Source organism: Microbacterium xerophyticum (assembly GCF_053543555.1).
Genome location: NZ_JBLVOB010000004.1, coordinates 241,832 through 261,257, shown reverse-complemented (window position 1 = coordinate 261,257; position 19,426 = coordinate 241,832). Strand labels below are relative to the sequence as shown.

The 19,426-nt window shown below is 67.1% G+C and carries 18 protein-coding genes; 15 read left to right on the top strand and 3 right to left on the bottom strand.

The window, feature by feature from the left end; translation table 11 throughout:
- Window positions 1-535: ABC transporter substrate-binding protein (locus ACNPNP_RS03855; RefSeq protein ID WP_448964743.1), on the bottom strand; the 535-nt coding region annotated here is incomplete at its 3' end.
- 338 nt (window positions 536-873) lie between these two features.
- Window positions 874-1,476: a MarR family winged helix-turn-helix transcriptional regulator gene (locus tag ACNPNP_RS03850; protein WP_448964742.1), complete on the bottom strand. Its 603-nt coding sequence runs from the start codon at window positions 1,474-1,476 to the stop codon at window positions 874-876.
- Between the two features lie 119 nt (window positions 1,477-1,595).
- Between ACNPNP_RS03850 and ACNPNP_RS03845 the strand changes: the two genes are divergently transcribed.
- Genes ACNPNP_RS03845 through ACNPNP_RS03815 form a run of 7 tightly spaced genes read left to right on the top strand, consistent with a single transcriptional unit; the run spans window position 1,596 to window position 9,056 of the window.
- Window positions 1,596-2,513: a transporter substrate-binding domain-containing protein gene (locus ACNPNP_RS03845; RefSeq protein WP_448964741.1), complete on the top strand. Its 918-nt coding sequence runs from the start codon at window positions 1,596-1,598 to the stop codon at window positions 2,511-2,513.
- Window positions 2,514-2,530: 17 nt separating this feature from the next.
- Complete coding sequence (locus ACNPNP_RS03840) at window positions 2,531-3,433, top strand: amino acid ABC transporter permease (RefSeq protein ID WP_448964740.1); 903 nt, start codon at window positions 2,531-2,533, stop codon at window positions 3,431-3,433.
- A 2-nt stretch (window positions 3,434-3,435) separates the two neighbouring features.
- Entirely contained in the window at window positions 3,436-4,263 is an 828-nt protein-coding gene (locus tag ACNPNP_RS03835; protein ID WP_448964870.1) for an amino acid ABC transporter ATP-binding protein, read from the top strand.
- Between the two features lie 43 nt (window positions 4,264-4,306).
- Window positions 4,307-5,542, top strand: a complete 1,236-nt coding sequence (locus ACNPNP_RS03830; RefSeq protein WP_448964739.1) for a CaiB/BaiF CoA transferase family protein — start codon at window positions 4,307-4,309, stop codon at window positions 5,540-5,542.
- On the top strand, window positions 5,539-6,600 hold the full coding sequence (locus tag ACNPNP_RS03825; protein ID WP_448964738.1) for a 2-hydroxyacyl-CoA dehydratase family protein: 1,062 nt from the start codon (window positions 5,539-5,541) through the stop codon (window positions 6,598-6,600). The genes ACNPNP_RS03830 and ACNPNP_RS03825 overlap by 4 nt, the downstream gene beginning before the upstream one ends.
- Window positions 6,597-7,847, top strand: coding sequence for a 2-hydroxyacyl-CoA dehydratase (locus ACNPNP_RS03820; RefSeq protein WP_448964737.1), 1,251 nt, complete (start codon window positions 6,597-6,599; stop codon window positions 7,845-7,847). Before ACNPNP_RS03825 ends, ACNPNP_RS03820 begins: the two co-directional genes overlap by 4 nt.
- A 3-nt stretch (window positions 7,848-7,850) precedes the next feature.
- Window positions 7,851-9,056 (top strand): MFS transporter, encoded by a 1,206-nt coding sequence (locus ACNPNP_RS03815; RefSeq protein WP_448964736.1) that lies wholly within the window; start codon window positions 7,851-7,853, stop codon window positions 9,054-9,056.
- Window positions 9,057-9,073: 17 nt separating this feature from the next.
- Here ACNPNP_RS03815 and ACNPNP_RS03810 read toward each other — a convergent pair whose 3' ends face one another.
- Window positions 9,074-10,189, bottom strand: coding sequence for a CapA family protein (locus ACNPNP_RS03810; RefSeq protein WP_448964735.1), 1,116 nt, complete (start codon window positions 10,187-10,189; stop codon window positions 9,074-9,076).
- Between the two features lie 151 nt (window positions 10,190-10,340).
- On the opposite strand from ACNPNP_RS03810, the gene ACNPNP_RS03805 reads away from it, so the two are divergent.
- The 8 genes from ACNPNP_RS03805 to ACNPNP_RS03770 all read left to right on the top strand — a co-directional run bounded on the left by ACNPNP_RS03805 (window position 10,341) and on the right by ACNPNP_RS03770 (window position 19,323).
- Window positions 10,341-10,760: a MarR family winged helix-turn-helix transcriptional regulator gene (locus ACNPNP_RS03805; RefSeq protein ID WP_448964734.1), complete on the top strand. Its 420-nt coding sequence runs from the start codon at window positions 10,341-10,343 to the stop codon at window positions 10,758-10,760.
- A 138-nt stretch (window positions 10,761-10,898) separates the two neighbouring features.
- Window positions 10,899-11,831: an ABC transporter permease gene (locus ACNPNP_RS03800; RefSeq protein ID WP_448964869.1), complete on the top strand. Its 933-nt coding sequence runs from the start codon at window positions 10,899-10,901 to the stop codon at window positions 11,829-11,831.
- 59 nt (window positions 11,832-11,890) lie between these two features.
- Window positions 11,891-13,810 carry a dipeptide/oligopeptide/nickel ABC transporter permease/ATP-binding protein gene (locus ACNPNP_RS03795; RefSeq protein WP_448964733.1) on the top strand — a complete coding sequence of 640 codons (1,920 nt, stop codon included), beginning with the start codon at window positions 11,891-11,893 and terminating at the stop codon, window positions 13,808-13,810.
- On the top strand, window positions 13,807-14,673 hold the full coding sequence (locus ACNPNP_RS03790) for an ATP-binding cassette domain-containing protein (RefSeq protein ID WP_448964732.1): 867 nt from the start codon (window positions 13,807-13,809) through the stop codon (window positions 14,671-14,673). The genes ACNPNP_RS03795 and ACNPNP_RS03790 overlap by 4 nt, the downstream gene beginning before the upstream one ends.
- A gap of 30 nt (window positions 14,674-14,703) precedes the next feature.
- Window positions 14,704-15,606, top strand: a complete 903-nt coding sequence (locus ACNPNP_RS03785; RefSeq protein ID WP_448964731.1) for an alpha/beta fold hydrolase — start codon at window positions 14,704-14,706, stop codon at window positions 15,604-15,606.
- Window positions 15,603-17,210: an ABC transporter substrate-binding protein gene (locus tag ACNPNP_RS03780; RefSeq protein WP_448964730.1), complete on the top strand. Its 1,608-nt coding sequence runs from the start codon at window positions 15,603-15,605 to the stop codon at window positions 17,208-17,210. Before ACNPNP_RS03785 ends, ACNPNP_RS03780 begins: the two co-directional genes overlap by 4 nt.
- 139 nt (window positions 17,211-17,349) lie before the next feature.
- Window positions 17,350-18,519 (top strand): thiolase family protein, encoded by a 1,170-nt coding sequence (locus ACNPNP_RS03775; protein WP_448964729.1) that lies wholly within the window; start codon window positions 17,350-17,352, stop codon window positions 18,517-18,519.
- A 54-nt stretch (window positions 18,520-18,573) separates the two neighbouring features.
- The gene (locus ACNPNP_RS03770; RefSeq protein WP_448964728.1) at window positions 18,574-19,323 is read left to right on the top strand and encodes an IclR family transcriptional regulator domain-containing protein; all 750 of its coding nucleotides are present in this window, start codon (window positions 18,574-18,576) and stop codon (window positions 19,321-19,323) included.
- Window positions 19,324-19,426 lie beyond the last annotated feature (103 nt).

Here is a 19,426-nt window from a genome sequence, read left to right as displayed (position 1 = left end):
CGCCGGGGGCCGAGGCGCCGCCAGCGGCGTCGAGGGCGGCGCGGATGGTGAGGTCACCGGCGGCGCCGAGGCTGTTCACCGACACCTTCTTGCCGCTGAGGTCCTTCGGGCTCGCGATGCCGGAGTCGCCGAGGGCGACGACCGCGTTCACATCGTCGCCTTCGGCGCGGCTGTCGGCGTAGTCGCCGATGATCGCGACACCGAGGTCCTGCAGGTCGGCGCGGATGGGTCCGAACGGCTGTCCGATCGCGAACTGGATGTCGCCGCTGAGCAGTGCGGGGATCGCCTGTGCGCCGCCCTGAGCCGGCACCACCTCGACCTCGAGTCCGTGGTCGGCGAAGATTCCCTCATCGATGGCGGCCCACAGCGCTCCGGTCTCGGCGATCGGCAGTGCGGCGACGCGGATCTTCGTCACCTCCTCGGGCGCACCCGAGTCGCTCGGCTCCGCGGCCGGGTCAGCGGCGGAGTCGGTGCAGCCGGAAAGTGCCAGGGCGGCCACGGCCAGAAGGCCGATCGTGGCAAGACTCTTCTTCATGGTGGGCCTCTCGTGGGTGGGCGTCGACGCCCGCAGCCCGCATGCCCTCTTCGGGGAGAGCGCACTCCCCGGAGGGGGAGCGCCACGGTACGCACATCGACGTGCTAACAATGCCCATCGTGTGCGAGTTCGGTCGAACTGTCAAGAGTTTTATGACGCCCGTCAGAGATTCATGAAATAAATGCTGCCCGTGCGCGGCTCATCGGCCTCGCCGCGTCACCTCTCCTTCGAAGCATAAAGTCAATCAGGATGACATTCTGCCCCGAAAGCTAACAGCTTCGCCACGCGGTCGTCAACCGTCGCTCCGCCCGAAGGGTGCGGGAGAGGCGGGTGCGAGGTCAGGACTCGGAATCGGAATGCGACGCGCGGTCGGCGCGGAGGCGTGCGGCTGCGAGTCGCGAGGGGATGTGCCGGGGACGGATGTCGTTCGTCCTCCTGCCGATGGCCTCGGCTTCGGCCTCGTCGTCACCGAAGTAGCCTCCGGCGAGTACCTGCGCGGAGTGGTCGAGCACCTCGGCGAGAGATCCGCCGAGCTCATCTCCGAGTTCCGCAGTGAGCCGGTCCTCGTGCGTGCGCAGCTCCGCGTGGCACGCCTCCAGAACCTCCCAGCCGTGTTCGGTCAGCCGGACCAGCCGCACGCGCCGATTGGTCGGGTGGTCGCCGCGCTCCACCAGCCCCATCTCGATGAGTTCGTTGGAGACCGTGTGCGCAGCCTGCGAACTGACGAAGACGCGGCGCGCGAGCTGGGCGTTGGACAGTGGCAGACCCTCGCCGAGGACCTGCAGCACGAACAGCTGCGAAAGTGTCACACCGTGGGAGAGCGCGCAGTTCTCGGCGAAGCGGTTGAACGCGCGACCGAGGCGATATGCGCTGTAGTTCAGGCGTGCCGTCGCGGGTTCGCCGCGCGGGTCCCGTGTGATCTCGTCCACATCGTCCGACACTACATGCTCCTCGGAGCCGGGCGATCGAGAGCTCGCGACTGGTTGAGGAATATCATTCGGCATGATACTTTTCATCTCGCACCAACGACCTGTCTGTTCACAACGATGTGGAGATCATCATGAAACTCAACCGCTTGGGCGCAGCCCTGATCGCGGGAGTCGCGGTGTTCGCGCTCGCCTCCTGCAGCACCGGCTCGACTGACGACGACGCCGGCGGGGACTCCGGCAGCGGCGGAGGGGTCAACACCGACGCCCCTCTGTACGACCAGCTCCCGCAGAAGATCAAGGATGCCGGTGTGATCAGCATCGCCGGCGACACGCACCCGCCGTACCGCACCGTCGAGGAGGGCGGCGAGATCACCGGGATCGACCCAGAGCTTCAGGCGGCGCTGTCCGAGCAGCTCGGAGTCCCGTTCGAGATCAAGTCCGTCTCGGGCATGGAAGCGATCCTGACCGGGATGCTCTCCGGCCGGTACGACGGATTCAACGGTCCGCTGCGCACCACGCCAGAGCGCGAGAAGGACTTCGACGCCGTCGTCTGGATGACGACCATCACCTCGTACGTGTACCTGTCCGAGCGCGAGGACGAACTGGCCGACCCCGAGGCCCTCTGCGGCGCTCGCGTGGCCGGCGTGGGCGGTTCCGTCACCGAGAGCCAGCTGGAGCGCTACGGAGAGTGGTGCGTCGCAGAGGGGCTCGAACTGCCCGAGTTCATCGGGCTCGATGACACCAACGCGACCTTCCTCGCGGTCAACTCCGATCGTGCGGACTACGCGGGTACGACGCAGACGGCGGCGATCGATCTGCAGGCGACCGATCCCGGCCGGTACGAGTACCTCGTGCAGTCCGCAGACCAGGGCGCCGGCGTCGATCAGCTCGCCTTCTTCGTGCCGAAGGGGAGCGACATGGCCGGGCCCCTGCTCGCCGCGTTCGAGGCGATCTTCGACAACGGCGAGTACGAGCGGATCATGACCGAGTGGAACCTCACCGACGTCGCCGTCGAGGAACCAGTGCTCAACCCGATGACCGCCGAATGATGACGACGGAGGCAATCATGACGACCCACTCTGCAGAGCCCACGGCGGTGATCGACGTCGAGCATGCGCGCCCGCGCGTCCGACCGCTGCGGATCATCGGCGGCCTTCTGCTTGCCTCCGTCGTGCTCGCACTGCTGTGGTTCCTCATCAGCAACGAGCGCTTCGAGTGGCCGGTCGTCGCCGAGTACCTCTTCAACGGCAGCGTTCTGGTCGGGCTCGGGATGAGCCTGATGCTGACCGCGATCGGGATGGTGCTGGGCTCGGTGCTCGGCACCTTCCTGGCCGCCGGCCAGCTCAGCGACTTCTGGCCGGTACGGATGGCATCGATGGGCTTCGTCGGTCTGTTCCGCGGCATCCCCCCGCTCGTGCAGCTCATCTTCTGGTACAACCTCGCCTACCTGCTCCCGCGCATCTCGGTCGGGGTCCCGTTCGGTCCCGAGCTGTTCAGCTGGTCGACGAACGACCTCATCACGCCGATCACGGCGGCGATCATCGGGCTCTCCCTGCACGAGGCCGCGTACATGGCGGAGATCATCCGTGCCGGCATCCTGTCCGTGGATCAAGGGCAGCGGGACGCGGCATCCGCCATGGGATTCAGCCGATGGCACACGTTCACGCGCATCATCCTCCCGCAGGCGATGCGCGTGATCATCCCGCCGACCGGATCGCAGGTCATCGCTCTCCTGAAGGGCACATCCCTGGTGAGCGTGATCGCCATGGGCGACCTGCTGCACGCGGTCCAGGTCATCTACAACCGCACCTACGAGGTGGTCCCGATGCTCATCGTCGCGGTGATCTGGTACCTCGTCGTCGTCACCGTGCTCACGGTGATCCAGCGCCGTGTCGAGGATCACTTCGGCCGCGGCACCACGCGCATCGCCGTCAAACGCACCGCCCGAGCGAAGGAGCGTCAATCGTGACCATGGAATCCTCCGGTCTGATCGTTCAGCCGAGAATGGCAGACGGATCACCGCTGATGCGGGTCTCCCAGGTGCGCAAGCGCTTCGGCGACCAGGTGGCCCTGGACGGCGCGAGCCTGGACGTCTACGAGGGGGAGGTCGTCGCGATCCTCGGTCCCTCCGGCTCGGGGAAGTCGACACTCGTGCGCTGCATCGACCAGTTGGAGTCGATCGACGGCGGCTCGATGTCGTTCGAAGGCGACCTGCTGGGCTTCGAGGAGCTCCGTGGGCACCTGCGTCCGCTCACCGACGCAGGGCGCAGGCGTCAGCGCCGTCGGATGAGCATGGTCTTCCAGCAGTTCAACCTGTTTCCGCACTGGACGGTGCTCCGCAACATCACGGAGGCTCCGATGCGGGTGCACGGGGTCTCCGCGGGCGAAGCCAGACGGCGTGCGCTCGAACTGCTCGAGCGCATCGGTCTCGCCGACAAGGCGCACGCCTATCCGCGGCACCTGTCCGGCGGTCAGCAGCAGCGTGTCGCCATCGCGCGCGCCGTCGCGGTCAGGCCACGGATCCTGCTCTTCGACGAGCCGACGAGCGCGCTCGATCCGGAACTCGTCGACGAGGTGCTGCAGACCATGAAGACGCTCGCCGCGGCCGGTCACACGATGGTGGTCGTCACGCATGAGATCGCCTTCGCACGCGAGGTCGCTGACCGGTGCGTCTTCATGGCGGACGGGCGGGTCGTCGAAGACCGCCCGTCAGAGGACTTCTTCACAGACCCGCGATCCGAGCGGTTGCGGACGTTCCTCACCCGGTCGGGGAGATCGCAGAACGAAGTCGCGGACTGATGTCTGCGAGTGACAACCCCATTCACATCAACGAGGAGCAGCTATGAGCACCGGACCACTTGCGGGTAAGACCGTCATCGATCTCACGACGGCCCTCGCGGGGCCCTATGCCACCCTTCTGCTCGCCGGACTGGGCGCTCGGGTCATCAAGGTCGAGAACCCCACTCGCGGGGGTGACTCCTCGCGCAACAACTCTCCGTACGTCACCGCCGACGGCCTGAGCCTGAAGCGCAAGTCGTCCGACGACATGTCCGTGTCGATGATGCTCCGCGGGCGCGGCAAGGAGTCGATCACGCTCGATCTGAAGCAGCCCGACAGCCGCGAGGTGCTGTTCGATCTGATCCGTGACGCGGATGTCGTGGTGGAGAACTACAGCTCCGGTGTCACCAAACGGCTGGGAATCGACTACGGCGCGATCCGTGATCTCAACCCGCGTCTGGTCTACACGTCGATCAGCGGCTTCGGCGCCACCGGCGACCACGGTGACCGCAAGGCGATGGACACGATCATCCAGGCGCTCAGCGGCGTGATGATGACCGCCGGAGAACCGGGTGACCCGCCCGTGCGGTTCGGCCTTCCGGTGGGAGACCTCGTGGCGCCGCTGTTCAGCGTGATCGGCACGCTGAGCGCCCTCATGCACGCCGAGCACACCGGCGAGGGCCAGCACGTCGACGTCTCGATGCTCGGTGCGCTGACTTCGCTCGTCGCCTGCGAGCCCTTCGACGCGTTGGAGTCGGTGGGATTCCCGCTGCGCACCGGCGCTTATGTGCCCCGGCTCGCGCCGTTCGGCAACTTCCGTGCGTCCGACGGATGGTTCGCCATCTGCGCCCCGACCGACCAGTTCGCCGCGGGAGTGCTTCGAGCGATCGGCCGCGAGAGCCTGCTCTCCGGGGAGGACTTCGGCTCTCGCGACGCACGAGTGGCCAACGCCGACCGGCTGCACGGACTCATCGCGGGCTGGGCCGCTGAGCACACGGTCGCAGAGGCTCTGGCAGCGCTGGAGAGCAACGGCGCTCCCGCCGCTGAGGTGCGCACGACCGCTGAGGCGGTGCGCGATCCCCAGGTGACGAGTCGCGGCGAGGTGGTACCGCTCGTCCATCCGAAGTTCGGGCACTTCGACGGACTGTTCGGATCCGGCATCCCCGTGCTCTTCTCCCAGAGTCGTACGGATCTGACGACGCCGGCGCCCGGACTCGGCGAGCACACCGACGCGATCCTGCGACAGCTCGGCTACGACGCCGAGCGCATCGCGCAACTGCGCCAGAACGGGGTGCTGTGACGGAGGCTGTGCGGGACCGCCGCCGGATCGGTGTGGTCGGAGCGGATCTGCCACGGCAGATCGTGCTCGCCGCCGGCGCGTCGCCCGAGCGCCTGTTCGGTGCATGGTCGGGTGCGGTGTCGCCGCGCGCGTCCGAGCTTCTCGGCGCGGTCGATGCGGTGGCGGGCAGGATCCTCGACAGCATCCTCGCCGGAGAGCACGATGATCTCGCCGGGCTCGTGATCTGCAATGATTCGCAGGCGAATCTTCGGATGTTCTACGTGCTGAGGGTGCTCGCCGAGAGGGGAGAGGTCCCGATCCCCGTGCAGCTGCTCGATGCCCCTCGTGGGCAGGGCGCAGCGAAGCAGGCGTTCGTCGTCGCCCAGTACACCCGGCTCGTCGACTTCTGCAGACGGGTGACCGGCGCCGACATCGGGGTCGACGAACTTCGTCGTGCGGGCGACATCGAGCAGAGCGTGGCTGATGCCCTCGAACGCATGCGTGAGCGACGTGCACAGGGACGCTGTGCCGGCACGTCTGCACTGAACGCCTATCGCGCTGCGGCGTCGGTCGCACCGGAGGCCGCCGTCGAGGTCATAGATGCCGCGAGCACGCCGGTCGGGCAGGGCGATCGTCTCTTCGTCACTGGTAGCGGTCACCCCGACTCCAGCGTCTATCAGGAGTTGGAACGCGCCGGGGCGACCGTCGTCGCCGAGGATCACGATGCGGGAGACGGCGGCTGGTTCGCGGGCTGCAGCACGGGCGAGTCGGAGGCGGATGTTCTCGTCGGGCTCGCCTCACTGCACGCGTCCCGCCCGCCCTCGGCTGCCCGAGGCTCCACAGCCGAACGCGTCGGAGCGCTGCGTAGACGGGTGGCGGACACGGGGAGCACTGCGGTGATCACGCTCGCACGGGACCTGGATGATGCGCCCGCATGGGAGCTGCCCGCCATGCGGGATGCTCTCGCTGAGCTGCGGGTGCCGTTCGCGGCGCGCGTGCAGATCTCGGCGGATGGAGCTCTCTCGGCCTCGCGGGATGCTGTGACCGCACTCCAGGAGAAGGACGGATCGCGCCGATGACTGAGGACAGACTCGCTGCCGCGGCGGCAGCCACGCGACACCAGAAGGCGTGGTTCGCCGATACGGTGCGGCGCGCGCAGGAGGGCGAGCCGATCGCGCTCGTGAACGCGGATGCACCGCACGAGGTGCTGCGGGCGATGGGCATCCCCTACGTCGTCAACCAATGGTGGGCGTCGATCATCTCCGCCAAGCGTCTCGGCCCCACCAGCCTGGAGCACCTTGCGGAACGGGGTCTTCCGGATTTCAGCCAGCAGTACGACGCGATACCGCTCGGTGCGCAGGACCTGCCTGCGGAGCGGAGAGCATGGGGCGGACTGCCGGATCCGGCCTTCGCGATCGCGGAGCGCAGCGGCGACGTCACGCAGAAGATCTTCGAGCTGTGGGGGGAGCGCGAAGGCACCGAGACCTTCCTGCTCTCACGCACCGGTGCCGATCCGGTGCCGTCCTCCTGGTGGGAGAAGGTCCCCCGCGATTGGGAGGACGCTTTCGGAGCCGATCGGCTCGACCTGCTGCAGGCGGAGATCGAGGAGCTCATCGCCTGGCTGAGCGAGCGCACGGGTCGCAGCCTCGACCGCGATCGGCTCGCGAGGATCATGGATCTCGGAAACGAGCAGGCCGAGTGGAATCGGCGCACGCGCGACCTGATCGCCGCTGCGCGGCCGACGCCGGTGCTGGTGAACGACACGATGCCCGCCGTGATGGTGCCGCAGTGGCACCGGGGCACGCAGTGGGCCGTTGACACTGCGCGGGCGCTGCACGACGAGGTCGCACGCCGCATCGACGACGGCGTCGCGGTGTGCGCGGACGAGAAGCGCCGCCTCATGTGGGTCGGTCGCGGCCTGTGGTCCGACCTCGACATGTATCGCCGTTTCCATGAGGAATTCGGCGCCGTGTTCGTCTGGTCGATGTATCTGGCGATCGCGGCGGACGGCTACCCGCGTTACGGGGAAGACGCTGTGCGCGCCCTTGCCGCCAGATTCGTCGGTTTCACGGACCAGCTCTATGTACCGCCGTGGTCGGCCGAATGGTATGTGAAAGAGGCGCTCGCACACGGGGTCGACGGCGTCGTGCACCTGGTCGCGGACGATACGCCGGGTGCGGGGTTCATCTCCGAGGCTCTCGAGGCCGAGGGCATACCGGTCCTCGAGATCCGGGCGAACAACGCGGACTCCCGTTCGAGCGGCAGCGCCCGCATCCCGGAGCGCATCGAGGAGTTCCTCCGCGAACGCGTGCCGGCGCGGGACTGACAGGTGGGCCTCAGCGGAGTCCTCGAACCGTTTCGTGAACGGAACTACTCGCTGTACTTCGCCGGCCAGACCCTGTCGCTGACTGGCACCTGGTTCCAGAACCTCGCGCTCTCGCTCGTCGTGCTCGACCTCACCGGGAGCGCGCGGGCGCTGAGCGGCGTCACGATCGCGCAGTTCCTGCCGATGCTCCTGCTGAGCCTGCCCGCCGGTCGGATAGCCGACCGGTTCCGACCGCGCACCGTCCTGATGGCGGCGTCATTGATCTCCGCCATCCTCGTGGGTGTTCTCGCGGTGATCGTGGCGTCGCCCGATCCGTCGCTTCCCGCTCTGTACGGGATCGTCGCGGCGCTGGGAAGCGCTCAGGCATTCGAACGGGTGGCCGCTCAGACCATCATCTTCGAACTGCTGGGGCCTCGTGTCTTCTCGAGGGGAGTCGCGCTGAGCACGGTGGCAGTGGCCGTGTCGCGCTCGATCGGTCCCGGCCTCGCCGGAATCCTCTTCCAGGCGTTCGGAGCCGTTCCGGGAATGATCGTCAACGCGGGCTCATTTCTGCTCGTGTTCGGAATGCTCGCGTTGATCCGGACCGAACGGTTCCACCCCCGGCGGGTGGGCGGAGCGACACAGCCGTTGCCGATGATGCGGCTCCTGCGCAACCGTGCGATCGTCACGCTCCTGCTCACGAATGTCTTCATCGCCGTGCTCGCGATGAACTTCATGGTGACGTTGACCTCAGTCGTGACCATCGATTTCGGCGGCGACGGCACCGCGCCCGGCATGGCGCACGCGCTCAACGCCGTCGGGGGCATCGTCGGTGGAGTCGCTGCAGCCTCGATCGTCCGACTGCGGCCGATCATGGTCGCGGTGGCGCTCGTGGGCTTCGGCGCCACCGTGCTCATCAACGCCGCGGCGCCCTCGCTGATGTGGTTCCTGATCGCGGCGCCGGTGCTGGGTCTCGGTCTCGGCTTCTACAGCAGCGTGCTCAATGCCACCGCGCAGATGTCGGTGCCGCCCTCGGACATCGGCCGGATGATGTCGCTCATGAACCTCGGCAACTACGGTGTCGTGCCGTTCGGCGCGCTGCTGCTCGGCTGGATCATCGACATCAGCTCCGGGCGCATCGCCCTCGCGATCGGAGGACTGGCAGCTCTCCTCGCCGCGGGATGGGTGTGGTGGAGAGTGCGAGGAGAGCGTCCGGAACGCGCGGTATGACCGCGGAGACGGCGTCCTCAGGACAGCCGAACGACGTCCCCGTCCCACGTGAAGCGGGTGTCCAGGCCCGCGCGGCGTGAGATGTCCTCGATGTACGCGAGCACCGAATCACGATCGCCTTCGCCCAGCGGCACCGGAGCGGCGCTGTCATCGATCCAGCACGGGATGACCCCGGCGCGGACCTCGCCGCCGTCGACGTCGAGCACGGCGATCGCGGTGTTGCGGCTCTCGGGATGGAACGGGTATCCGGGCATCTTCGGGTCCGGGGCGAATCCGTACAGTTCCACGCGACGCTTGGCCCAGGCCTTCAGCTCTTCGGAGTCATTGTCCTCGGCAGGGGTGAGCGCGTCGGTGACGGTGACGAAGTTCCCGAGACCGTGGAAGATCGGTCTGCCGCGGTACATCTCGATGCCGCGCATGATGTGCGAATGATGTCCGACGACGGCATCAGCGCCCGCGTCGATCGCAGCGTGAGCGATCTCGTACTCGTAGTCGTCGATGCGCGCCGGAGTGTGACCGTAGCCCTTGTGCAGGGCGACGACCACGACATCGACGTCCGCCGCGAGCGCGGTGACGGCATCCGTCATCTGGCGCAGCGATGTGCGGTCGGCGAAGGTGTAGATCTGCGGCGGATTTCCCGGGTTGAGGTCGTCGAGGTCGTAGTGGGTGAGCACCTTGACGAACGCCGCCCCGGCCTTCCTGCTGGTGGCCCACGATTCGCGGGGGCCGACGCAGTTGAAGCTCAGCACGCCGATGCGGATGCCGTCCCGCTCGACGATCGCGGGTTCCATGGCGGCCGCGAGGTTCGCGCCCGTCCCGGTCGTGCCCATGCCGTACGACTGCGCGGCGGCGATCGTGTCGAGCACGCCGCGCTCACCGAGATCGAAAGCGTGGTTTCCTGCGATGGTCGCGATGTCGTAACCGGCGCGGGACATCGCCTCGAGGTCTTCCGGTCTGGCCGGAGGCGCTGGAACGGTCAGCGCCGTCACCGCCTGCTCCGTGGTGTGCGGCACCTCGATCTGCCCGATCGCGACGTGCGCGTTCCGGGTGACGGGCGCGCTGGCGGTGAAGTACGAGTCGGGGTCGTCGAACTGAAGGACGATGTCGCCGACTGCGACGATGCGTGTGCTCATGTGGATCCTTAAATCAAGTTACTTGATATTAGGGGGTGAGAGTCGCCGGCACAAGGAGGAGTGGTGGGCGCGGCTGTGCTTTGATCGCTGTATGTCCCGTCGGCTGCTCGCGTCCCCTTCTGTCAGTCCTGATCCGACACTCAGGCACGTCTTGCGCCATGTCGCCCGGACCTATCAGGCGCAACTGACCGAGCAGTTCCAGCAGTACGGCATCAGCGACGCCGAGTACACCGTGCTGTTCGTCCTCAAGAGGATGCCGGGCCTGTCCAGTGCCGAGATCTCGCGCTGGACGGCCGTCACGGCGCAGGGCGGGAACCAGATCGTGAAGAGCCTCCTCGCGCAGGATCTCGTCTCGCGCCGGCCGTCGGACGATCACGGGCGCGTGCTGCTCGTCGAGCTCACGTCAGAGGGCCGACGGATCGTCGACGCCTGCGAGGAGCACGCCAACGCGCTGGAGGATCAGATGTGCAGCGCGATGGCGCCGGATGAGCGCGCGGACTTCATGCGACTTCTGCGTCTTGCCGCGGACGGCCTCGGGAGCCCGATCTCCACGGTGGCACGACGCAGCTGACCTGCCCGGCGCTGTCCGTCCGCACGAATCTTCTCGTGATGTCTTGACTCAGCGCGCTCAATAGTATCTAGTTACTTGATACATGTGCTCGAAGCGGTGAGCACGGCAACTCGGCAAGGAGGCTGATTCGTGATCCCGATGCTGGTACGGCGTCTCGTGCTCGTGATCCCGATGATCATCGTCGTCTCGGTGATCATGTTCATGCTCGCCTCCCTGGTGCCAGGCGATCAGGCCAGAGCGATCCTCGGGGAGACGGCGACGCCGGAGGCGATCGCCGCACTGCGGGAGCAGCTCGGTCTGAACCTGCCGTGGTACCAGCAGTACCTGAACTGGGCGCTGAGCGCCGTGCGCGGAGACCTGGGGACCTCGATCTACAGCGGAGAATCGGTGGTGAGCATCCTTGCGGGACGGTTCCCGGTGACGGCTTCGCTCGCGCTGCTGTCGACGCTCGTGATCGCTGCGATCGGGATCTGCCTCGGACTGCTCAGCGCGCTTCGAGGCGGTGTGGTGGGCCGAATCCTGGACTCCGTCTCGCTGTTCGGGCTGGCGGTGCCGAGCTTCGCCATCGCGATCCTTCTCGTCTCGGTCTTCGCGGTCACCGTGCGGATCTTCCCTGCGACGGGATACGCGCCCATCGAGCAGGGGTTCGGGCCCTGGTTGTGGGCGCTGGTTCTCCCCGTCGTGGCGCTCAGCCTGGGTGGAACCACCCTGGTCGCCAAGCAGATGCGCGACTCGGCCAAAGAGGCACTGGGCAAGGACTACGTGCGCTTCCTGCGAGCCAACGGAGTCGGCGAGACCTCGATCGTTCTTCGGCATGTTCTGAAGAACGCGGCGATCCCGGCCGTGACGATACTCGGCATCGGCGCCATCTCCGCGTTGACCGGAACGGTGTTCATCGAGAACGTGTTCGTGCTCCCAGGGCTCGGAACCCTCGCGACTCAGGTCACCCTCAACCATGACCTTCCCGTCCTCCTCGGCGTCGGTGTGCTGTTCACACTCGTCGCCGTGGTCATCAGCCTCGTCGTCGACGTGCTCTACGGCGTGCTCAACCCGAAGGTGAGGACTTCATGATGACTCGTCAAGGGTCACCCCGTGTCATTGAGAGCAGTCGCCGTAGTCTTCTCCTGGACGTGCTGCGCAAGCCCTTGGGCGCAGCATCCATCCTGTTCCTGTTGATGGTCATCGCCGCATCAGTGCTGGCGCCGGTGCTCGCGACGCACGACCCGCTCTACCAGGATCTGGGTGCGGTGCGGCTGATGCCTTCGGCCGAGCACTGGCTCGGTACGGACGCGCTGGGGCGCGACATCTACAGTCGCCTGCTCTACGGAGGGCAGGAGTCTCTGCTGGGAGTCGCGCAGGCGCTGGTCGTCGCGCTCGCACTGGCCGTGCCGATCGGCATCGCGGCCGGCTACTTCGGCGGATGGCTCGACTGGGTCGTGATGCGGAGCATCGACATCAGCCTCGCGATCCCGGGGATCATCGTGACGCTGGCGGTACTCGCCATCTTCGAGAACAGCATGTTCGCGGCCATGGTCGTCTACGGCGTGCTCGTCTCCGCGGGCGCAGCGCGCGTGATTCGCAGCGTCGTGCTCGGCGTGCGCGAAGAGCTCTACATCGACGCCGGACGAGCGACCGGGCTGACCAGCGCACAAATCCTCGTGCGCCATGTGCTGCCCCGAACGCTCGGCGTCGTCATCGTGCAGGCCGCGATGCTCAGCGCGATCGCGCTCGGCGTTCAGACCGGTCTCGCATTCCTCGGATTCGGCCCGCAGCCGCCCGCGCCGACCTGGGGCGGGATGGTGGGCGAGGCCTCATCGATGCTCCAGTACTTCACGTGGATGATCGTGCCCGCGTCGGGAATCATCGTTCTGACGACGCTCGCGTTCGGCCTTCTCGGTGACGCGGTCCGTGATGCGAACGCCGAGCGGATCGAGCGTCCGGTTCGTACGGCAGGCCGGCGCTCCTCGACAGAATCCGCTGCGATCGCGCCGGTGACGGCTGTTCGGACGAACGAGGACAGCAGTCTGCCCGTTGATGAGGACGCGCTGCTGTCTGTGCGCGATCTCACGGTGGCATTCGGTACGGGCGACGGTGAGACCGTCGTGCTCGACCGGGTCAGTTTCGACATCCAGCGCGGCGAGACGGTCGGGCTGGTGGGCGAGTCCGGGTCGGGCAAGACCGTGACGGCGATGGCCGTGCTCGGTCTGCTCGCAGAGGGTGGCCGGGTGCTCTCCGGTCAGATCCGGTTCGACGGCGCTGATATCTCCGGGTACTCGCGTCGGCAGTATGCGGCGCTTCGAGGCACCAAGATGGCGATGATCTCGCAGGAGCCGATGGTCGCTCTCGATCCGGCCTTCCGCATCGGCTTCCAGATCGCCGAGGTCGTGCGTGCGCAGCATCGGGTCAGCTGGCGGGCCGCGCGACGCCGCGCTCAGGAGCTTCTCGAGGCAGTGCGCCTGCCGAGCCCCGGCGAGGTCGCGAAGCTGTATCCGCACCAGGTGTCCGGAGGGATGGCGCAGCGGATAGCGATCGCCATCGCGCTCGCCGGACGCCCGCAGCTGCTCGTCGCCGACGAGCCCACGACAGCTCTCGACGTCACGGTGCAGGCGGAGATCCTCGATCTGCTGCGTGCGCTGCAGGAGCGACTCGGCATGGCCGTTCTGTTCGTGACCCATGATTGGGGAGTGGTCGCCGACATCTGTGATCGCGCGGTGGTGATGTACGCGGGGCAGGTCGTCGAGAGCAGCACTGTCGAGCGCGCCTTCGAAGATGCGTTGCACCCGTACAGTCAGGCGCTTCAGCGCTCGAACCCGCATGATGCGCCCAAGGGTGCGCCCCTTCCCACGATCGGCGGCGCGGTGCCGCCCGCCGGTCGGTGGCCCACTGGCTGCCACTTCGCTCCGCGCTGTCCATTGGCGACCGAAGCCTGCCGTGACGGTCGCATCCCGATGATCGCCGCGCACGAGGATCACCTGGCACGCTGCATCCGGATCGACGAGGCTCGCGCAGCGCGCGAGGAGACCCAGGAATCGATGGAGGTGACGAAGTGACCGACGCGCAGGAGCGTCCTCTGCTCGAGGTGGACAACCTCGCCGTGGAGTACCGCCGCGGGCGGCGGCGCACTCGCGCGGTCGAGAACATCAGCTTCGACATCGCGCCCGGCGAGACTCTGGGACTCGTGGGCGAGTCGGGGTCGGGGAAGTCGACGATCGGCAAGGCGATCATCGGGCTCGCGCCGGTGACCGAGGGCAGCATCCGGTATCGCGGCACTGAGATCGGCACGATGACAAGGGCGAAGCGGCGTGCTCTGGCGAGAGACGTGCAGGTGATCTTCCAGGACCCGCACAGCTCTCTCGATCCCACCAAGCCGATCGGGTACTCCATCGCCGAACCGGTGCAGGTCCACGAGCCCGGGCCCAAGGCTGCCGTGCGAGAGCGCGTGCTCGAGATGCTGCGTCGGGTCGGGTTGTCAGAAGACGCCGCCCATCGCTTCCCCTCGCAGTTCTCCGGTGGGCAGAAGCAGCGCATCGCGATCGCTCGCGCGCTCATCCTCGCTCCGAAGCTCGTCGTGTGCGACGAACCCACCAGTGCGCTCGATCTCTCGATCCAGGCAGAGGTGATCAACCTCATGGCCGACCTTCAACGCGAGACCGGGGCGAGCTTCCTCTTCATCTCGCATGACCTGTCGATCGTCCACTACCTCTCTGACCGCATCATCGTGCTCAAGCAGGGACATGTGGTCGAGAGGGGGAGCGCTGAGGAGATCTATCGCGACCCGCAGCAGGATTACACGCGTCTGCTGCTGGATGCGGCTCCCGTTCCGGATCCGGTCGCACAGGCCCGACGAACGGCTGCCAGGCAGAAGGAAGGACTCTCTGCCCGCACTGACGCGATCGCCAGCAGTATCCGATGACCACGGGCCCGACGCCCGCAAGGAGGTTCCATGCCCATTCAGAAACTCGCTGACGCCGAACTCTGGTTCGACGAGTACGGCCCCGAAGATGCTTCCGAGGTGTTCCTGTCCATGGCGATGGGGTTCTCGGGGCTCGACGCCTACCCCGAGCGGCTCTCCGAGTCGCCGACCGACTACAGGGTCTACACGATCCAGGCCCGCGGATTCGGCCGTTCCACGCGTCCGGACAGCGTGCCCGAAGAGGGCTGGCTGGCGCAGTGGGCAGACGATGTCGTCGCTTTCGCCGACGCGAAGGGCATCGAGCGATTCGTCTACACCGGAGCATCCCATGGAGCAGGAATCGGCTGGTACATCGCCGTCCGCCATCCCGAGCGTCTCAAGGCTTTCGTGTCAGTCGTGGGCACGCCCCACGACCGGTTCGGCGTGACGGATTCGTCGGAGGGCCGGCGCGAATCGATCCGCGCTCGCATGGCAGGCGACGTCGACGCCATGCGGGTGCAGTTCGAGAAGCTCGGCGGCTGGCTGCACGAAGACGAGATCGAGCGGCGACGTCAGCGCGACCTGCTGATCGACGGTGCCATCGCCGGCGCGATGGCACGCGACGACGGTGAGTCGCAGATCAATCAGGGCATGCCGTTCCCCGAGTCGAAGACCAACGACGAGCTCGCCTCGGTGCTGCGCACGATCAGCGTTCCCACCCTCATGCTCGCCGGCATGCGCGACGGCATCGTCTCTCCCGAATCGTCGCTCCGCGGCGTAATGAACGTCCGCGACTCGAAGGCCGTCTTCTTCGAGAGCGAGGGCCACTACATGACCAGGGAGATCCCCGAACGTCTCATCCGGGAAGTCCGTCTGTACATGGATGAGATCAACGGCACCGCCCGACCCGAGCGGCGCCCGATTCACGATCACACGAAAGTAGACACAGTATGAGAAAGCTGACCTGGGATCAGCGCCGCGGATTGCGGTGGGGTGCGGTCGCCGCATCCTTCGCCCTGATCGCCGGCCTCACCGCGTGCGGGCCGAGTACGAGTGCCGACAGCGACGCCGGCAATGACAAGCCCGTGGCAGAGCGGGGCGAGGAGCTCACCCTGCAGTTCCGTGGAGCGCCCATCAGCCTCGACCCTGCGCTGCAGGGCACGGCGAGCGGATCGATCTTCACGGTGCTCGCGTACGACCCGATCATCTATCAGGCGCCGGACGGCAGCCTGCAGCCGTCGCTCGCCACCGAGTGGGAGTTCGTCGACGACGACTACCGCCAATTCGAGTTCACGCTGCGGGAAGGCCTCGAGTTCGCCCGCGGCGAGCCGCGGGACGCCAACGCGGTGAAGGCCTCGATGGAGTACTTCCTGGGCAAGGGCGGCGGCCAGATTCCGCGTGTGGGAACGATCTCGAGCATCGAGGCCGTCGATGACCTGACCGTGCGCATCAACTACGAGCAGCCTTGGGCCGATGCGCCGTTCTCGTTGACGCAGACCGTGATGTTCGGCAACATCATCGGGCCAGACGGGCTCGCTGATCCGGATTCACTGCTGCAGGAGATGGACGGTGCCGGGCAGTACATCTACGACGCCGAGGCATCGGTGCCGGATTCGCAGTACGTCTACACGCACAACCCCAACTACTGGAACCCCGATGCGCAGATGTGGGACAAGGTGGTCGTCGAGATCATCTCGGATCCCAACGCGGTGCTCAACGCGGCATCCACCGGGCAGATCGACTTCGGACTGGGGTCGCCGCTGTTCGCCGACGCCGCTGAGGGCGCCGGCCTCGAAGTGGCCGCCGCGCCGTTCTACAACTGGGAGCTGCGTCTGCACGACATCGCCGGCGAGGTGAACCCGGCGTTGGCCGACCCTCGCGTGCGAGAAGCCATCGGCCTCGCAATCGACCGCGAGTCGATCGTTGCGGCTCTGGGTGGCCAGTACATGGCGCCCAGCAACCAGTTCGTCGTCGAGGGACTCGAGGGGTACAACCCCGACATCGGTTTCGAGTTCGATCTGGATCGCGCCAAGAAGCTGATGGAGGAGGCGGGGTACGAGGACGGATTCGCGTTGACGGTCGTCGACAGCAGTCTGCAGGACAACCAGTCGCAGATCGCGCAGGCGGTGGCGAGCGCTCTCGCCGAGATCGACATCGACGTGAACCTCGTGGTGGACTCCGTGAGCATTCCGTCATTCGCCGAGAAGCTCGAGTCGAAGGAATACGAGGCGAGCATCTGGGCCTCGAACGGCGACGTCGCCAACTCCTATCGACCGTTCCGGGGCGCGGGATCCATGAACAATCCGTTCGGCGCCGTCGACGATGAGATGGAGGCGCTGTACGCCGAGAGCCTTGCTCTCGGCGGCGAGGAGCGCGAGAAGGTCTACCAGCAGATGAGTGAGCGCTGGCAGGAGGCGGCGTTCGCCGTTCCGATCGTCACCGGATACTTCGTGAACTACATCGGGCCGAAGGTCACGAACGTGAACTCCTCGGCCAAGAACCCGGTGATGCTGCCGGTCGGCCCTGAGCCCGAGTACAACTGGCAACCCGTGCAGTGAACCGGAGGGGACCGCGGCGGAGCTGCGGTCCCCTCTCGTATACGGCTCGCTTCTGTCGCTCCGCGGACGGTGGGGATACGCTGGGCGTAGAGCGAACCCACGTTCGCAGAGCGAACATCGCGAGGACGGGCGAGTCGATATGACCACCACTCATATCTACGACGCCGTGCGCACTCCCTTCGGCCGTGCGGGCGGTGCGCTCGCCGGCGTCCGACCCGATGATCTCGCTGCGACCGTCATGCGTGCGAGCGTGAAGCGTTCGGGCCTGGATTCCGCGCGTATCGACGACGTGATCTTCGGTGATGCGAATCAGGCAGGAGAGGACAACCGCAACGTCGCTCGCATGGGGGCGCTGCTGGCGGGGTTCCCGACGACGGTGCCCGGCGTGACAGTCAACCGACTGTGCGCGTCGAGCGTGGAAGCGGTGATCCAAGGATCGCGGGCCATCGAATCAGGCGATGCCGAGATCATCCTCGCCGGCGGTGTGGAGTCGATGAGCCGTGCACCGTTCGTGGTGGAGAAGTCGGCGAAACCGTATCCGGCGACTGGCAATCAGACGATGTGGAACACCGCGATCGGCTGGCGCATGACGAACAAGGCGCTGCCGACGCACTGGACCGTCTCCAACGGCGAGGCTGCCGAGAAGACTGCGAAGACCTGGGGCATCAGCCGGGCGGACCAGGATGCCTTCGCGGTTCGCTCGCACGACCTGGCCGCCAAGGCGTGGGCCGAAGGCGTGTACGACGGTGAGATCGTGCAGGTCGAAGGTGCCGAGCTCGCCCGTGACGAGGGCATCCGCGACGGATCGACCGTGGAGAAGCTCGCCGGCCTGCGCGCGTTGTTCGCCGCCGACGGCACGGTGACCGCCGCGAACTCGTCGTCGATCAACGATGGTGCTTCGGCGGTGCTGCTGGGTGCGGAGGGAGCGCTCGACGTCGAGCCGTTGGCGCGCATCACCGGGCGCGGTGCGCACGGCGTGGATCCTGACGATTTCCCGACGGCACCGATCGAAGCCGCGAACAAGGCGCTCGCGCGCGCCGGGCGTACCTGGGCGGACGTCGACTTCGTCGAGTTGAATGAGGCCTTCGCGTCTCAGTCCCTCGCCTGCCTGCGCGGCTGGCCGGGCCTCGACCCCGAGAAGCTCAACATCCACGGCGGTGCGCTGGCGATCGGGCACCCTCTCGGCGCGTCCGGAGGGCGCATCATCGGCCATGCCGCGCACGAGCTGCGCCGTCGCGGGCGCGGCGTCGCCGTCGTCGCGATCTGCATCGGCGTGGGGCAGGGGCTCGCCGTCGTGCTGGAGCGCTAGGTTGGTCGAGCGACTGATTCGGATGCTGCGGACGCGACGCCGTCCGCCGAATTCGTGCAGTCGCTCGCCCGAGGCCTCGCCGTCATCCGCGCGTTCGACGGTGAACCTGCCGAGCTGTCGCTCGCCGAAGTTGCTCGACGCACCGATATCCCGCGGGCTGCTGCCCGGCGGTTCCTGCGCACACTCGAGCAGCTCGGCGACGTGCGAGCGACGGCGGATGCGCGATTCGGGTTGACCTCACGCGTCCTCGAACTGGGTTACGGGTATCTGTCGTCGCTGTCGTTGCCCGACGTCGTGCAGCCGCACCTCGATGAGCTCTCGCACCGCATCGGAGAATCAGTGTCCGTCGCCGTCCTCGATGGCGCGGACATCGTCTACGTCGCACGCGCCGCGGCCCGGCGGATCATGAGCGAGCGCATCACCATCGGCACACGACTACCCGCCGCAGCCACGGGCTTGGGCCGGGTTCTGTTGGCGGCGCTTCCCGGAACGGACGCCGAGGCCGTGCTCGACGCGTCGGAACTCATCGCCTACACGCCGCGCACCCGCGCCGACCGCGTCGAGCTCACCGCCGAGATCGATCGGGTCCGTGCACCGGGATGGTCCATGGTCGACGGTGAGCTCGAAGAGGGGCTGCGTTCGATCTCGATCCCGTTGCACGCGCGCGCGGGCGTCGTGGCAGCGCTCAATGCCTCGACCAGCACCGCGCGCGGCGCGGCTGACGAGGTCAGGGTCGAGCTGCTGCCGGCGCTGCAACGGACCGCAGTCGATATCGATGCGGAGCTGCGCACCGCCCGCATCTGATTCCGATGAGTGAATGAGACGCGAGCTCGAGTGGAGTCGGTCTCGTTCGAGCTGCGTTGCCGTCGTCGCGATCTGCGTCGGAGTCGGCCGAGGTTGATCCAGG

Coding starts and splice junctions, on each gene's coding strand:
- ACNPNP_RS03845 (WP_448964741.1), top strand. CDS start 1,596: ATGAAACTCAACCGCTTGGGCGCAGCCCTGATCGCGGGAGTCGCGGTG.
- ACNPNP_RS03840 (WP_448964740.1), top strand. CDS start 2,531: ATGACGACCCACTCTGCAGAGCCCACGGCGGTGATCGACGTCGAGCAT.
- ACNPNP_RS03835 (WP_448964870.1), top strand. CDS start 3,436: ATGGAATCCTCCGGTCTGATCGTTCAGCCGAGAATGGCAGACGGATCA.
- ACNPNP_RS03830 (WP_448964739.1), top strand. CDS start 4,307: ATGAGCACCGGACCACTTGCGGGTAAGACCGTCATCGATCTCACGACG.
- ACNPNP_RS03820 (WP_448964737.1), top strand. CDS start 6,597: ATGACTGAGGACAGACTCGCTGCCGCGGCGGCAGCCACGCGACACCAG.
- ACNPNP_RS03810 (WP_448964735.1), bottom strand. CDS start 10,189: ATGAGCACACGCATCGTCGCAGTCGGCGACATCGTCCTTCAGTTCGAC.
- ACNPNP_RS03800 (WP_448964869.1), top strand. CDS start 10,899: ATGCTGGTACGGCGTCTCGTGCTCGTGATCCCGATGATCATCGTCGTC.
- ACNPNP_RS03785 (WP_448964731.1), top strand. CDS start 14,704: ATGCCCATTCAGAAACTCGCTGACGCCGAACTCTGGTTCGACGAGTAC.
- ACNPNP_RS03780 (WP_448964730.1), top strand. CDS start 15,603: ATGAGAAAGCTGACCTGGGATCAGCGCCGCGGATTGCGGTGGGGTGCG.
- ACNPNP_RS03775 (WP_448964729.1), top strand. CDS start 17,350: ATGACCACCACTCATATCTACGACGCCGTGCGCACTCCCTTCGGCCGT.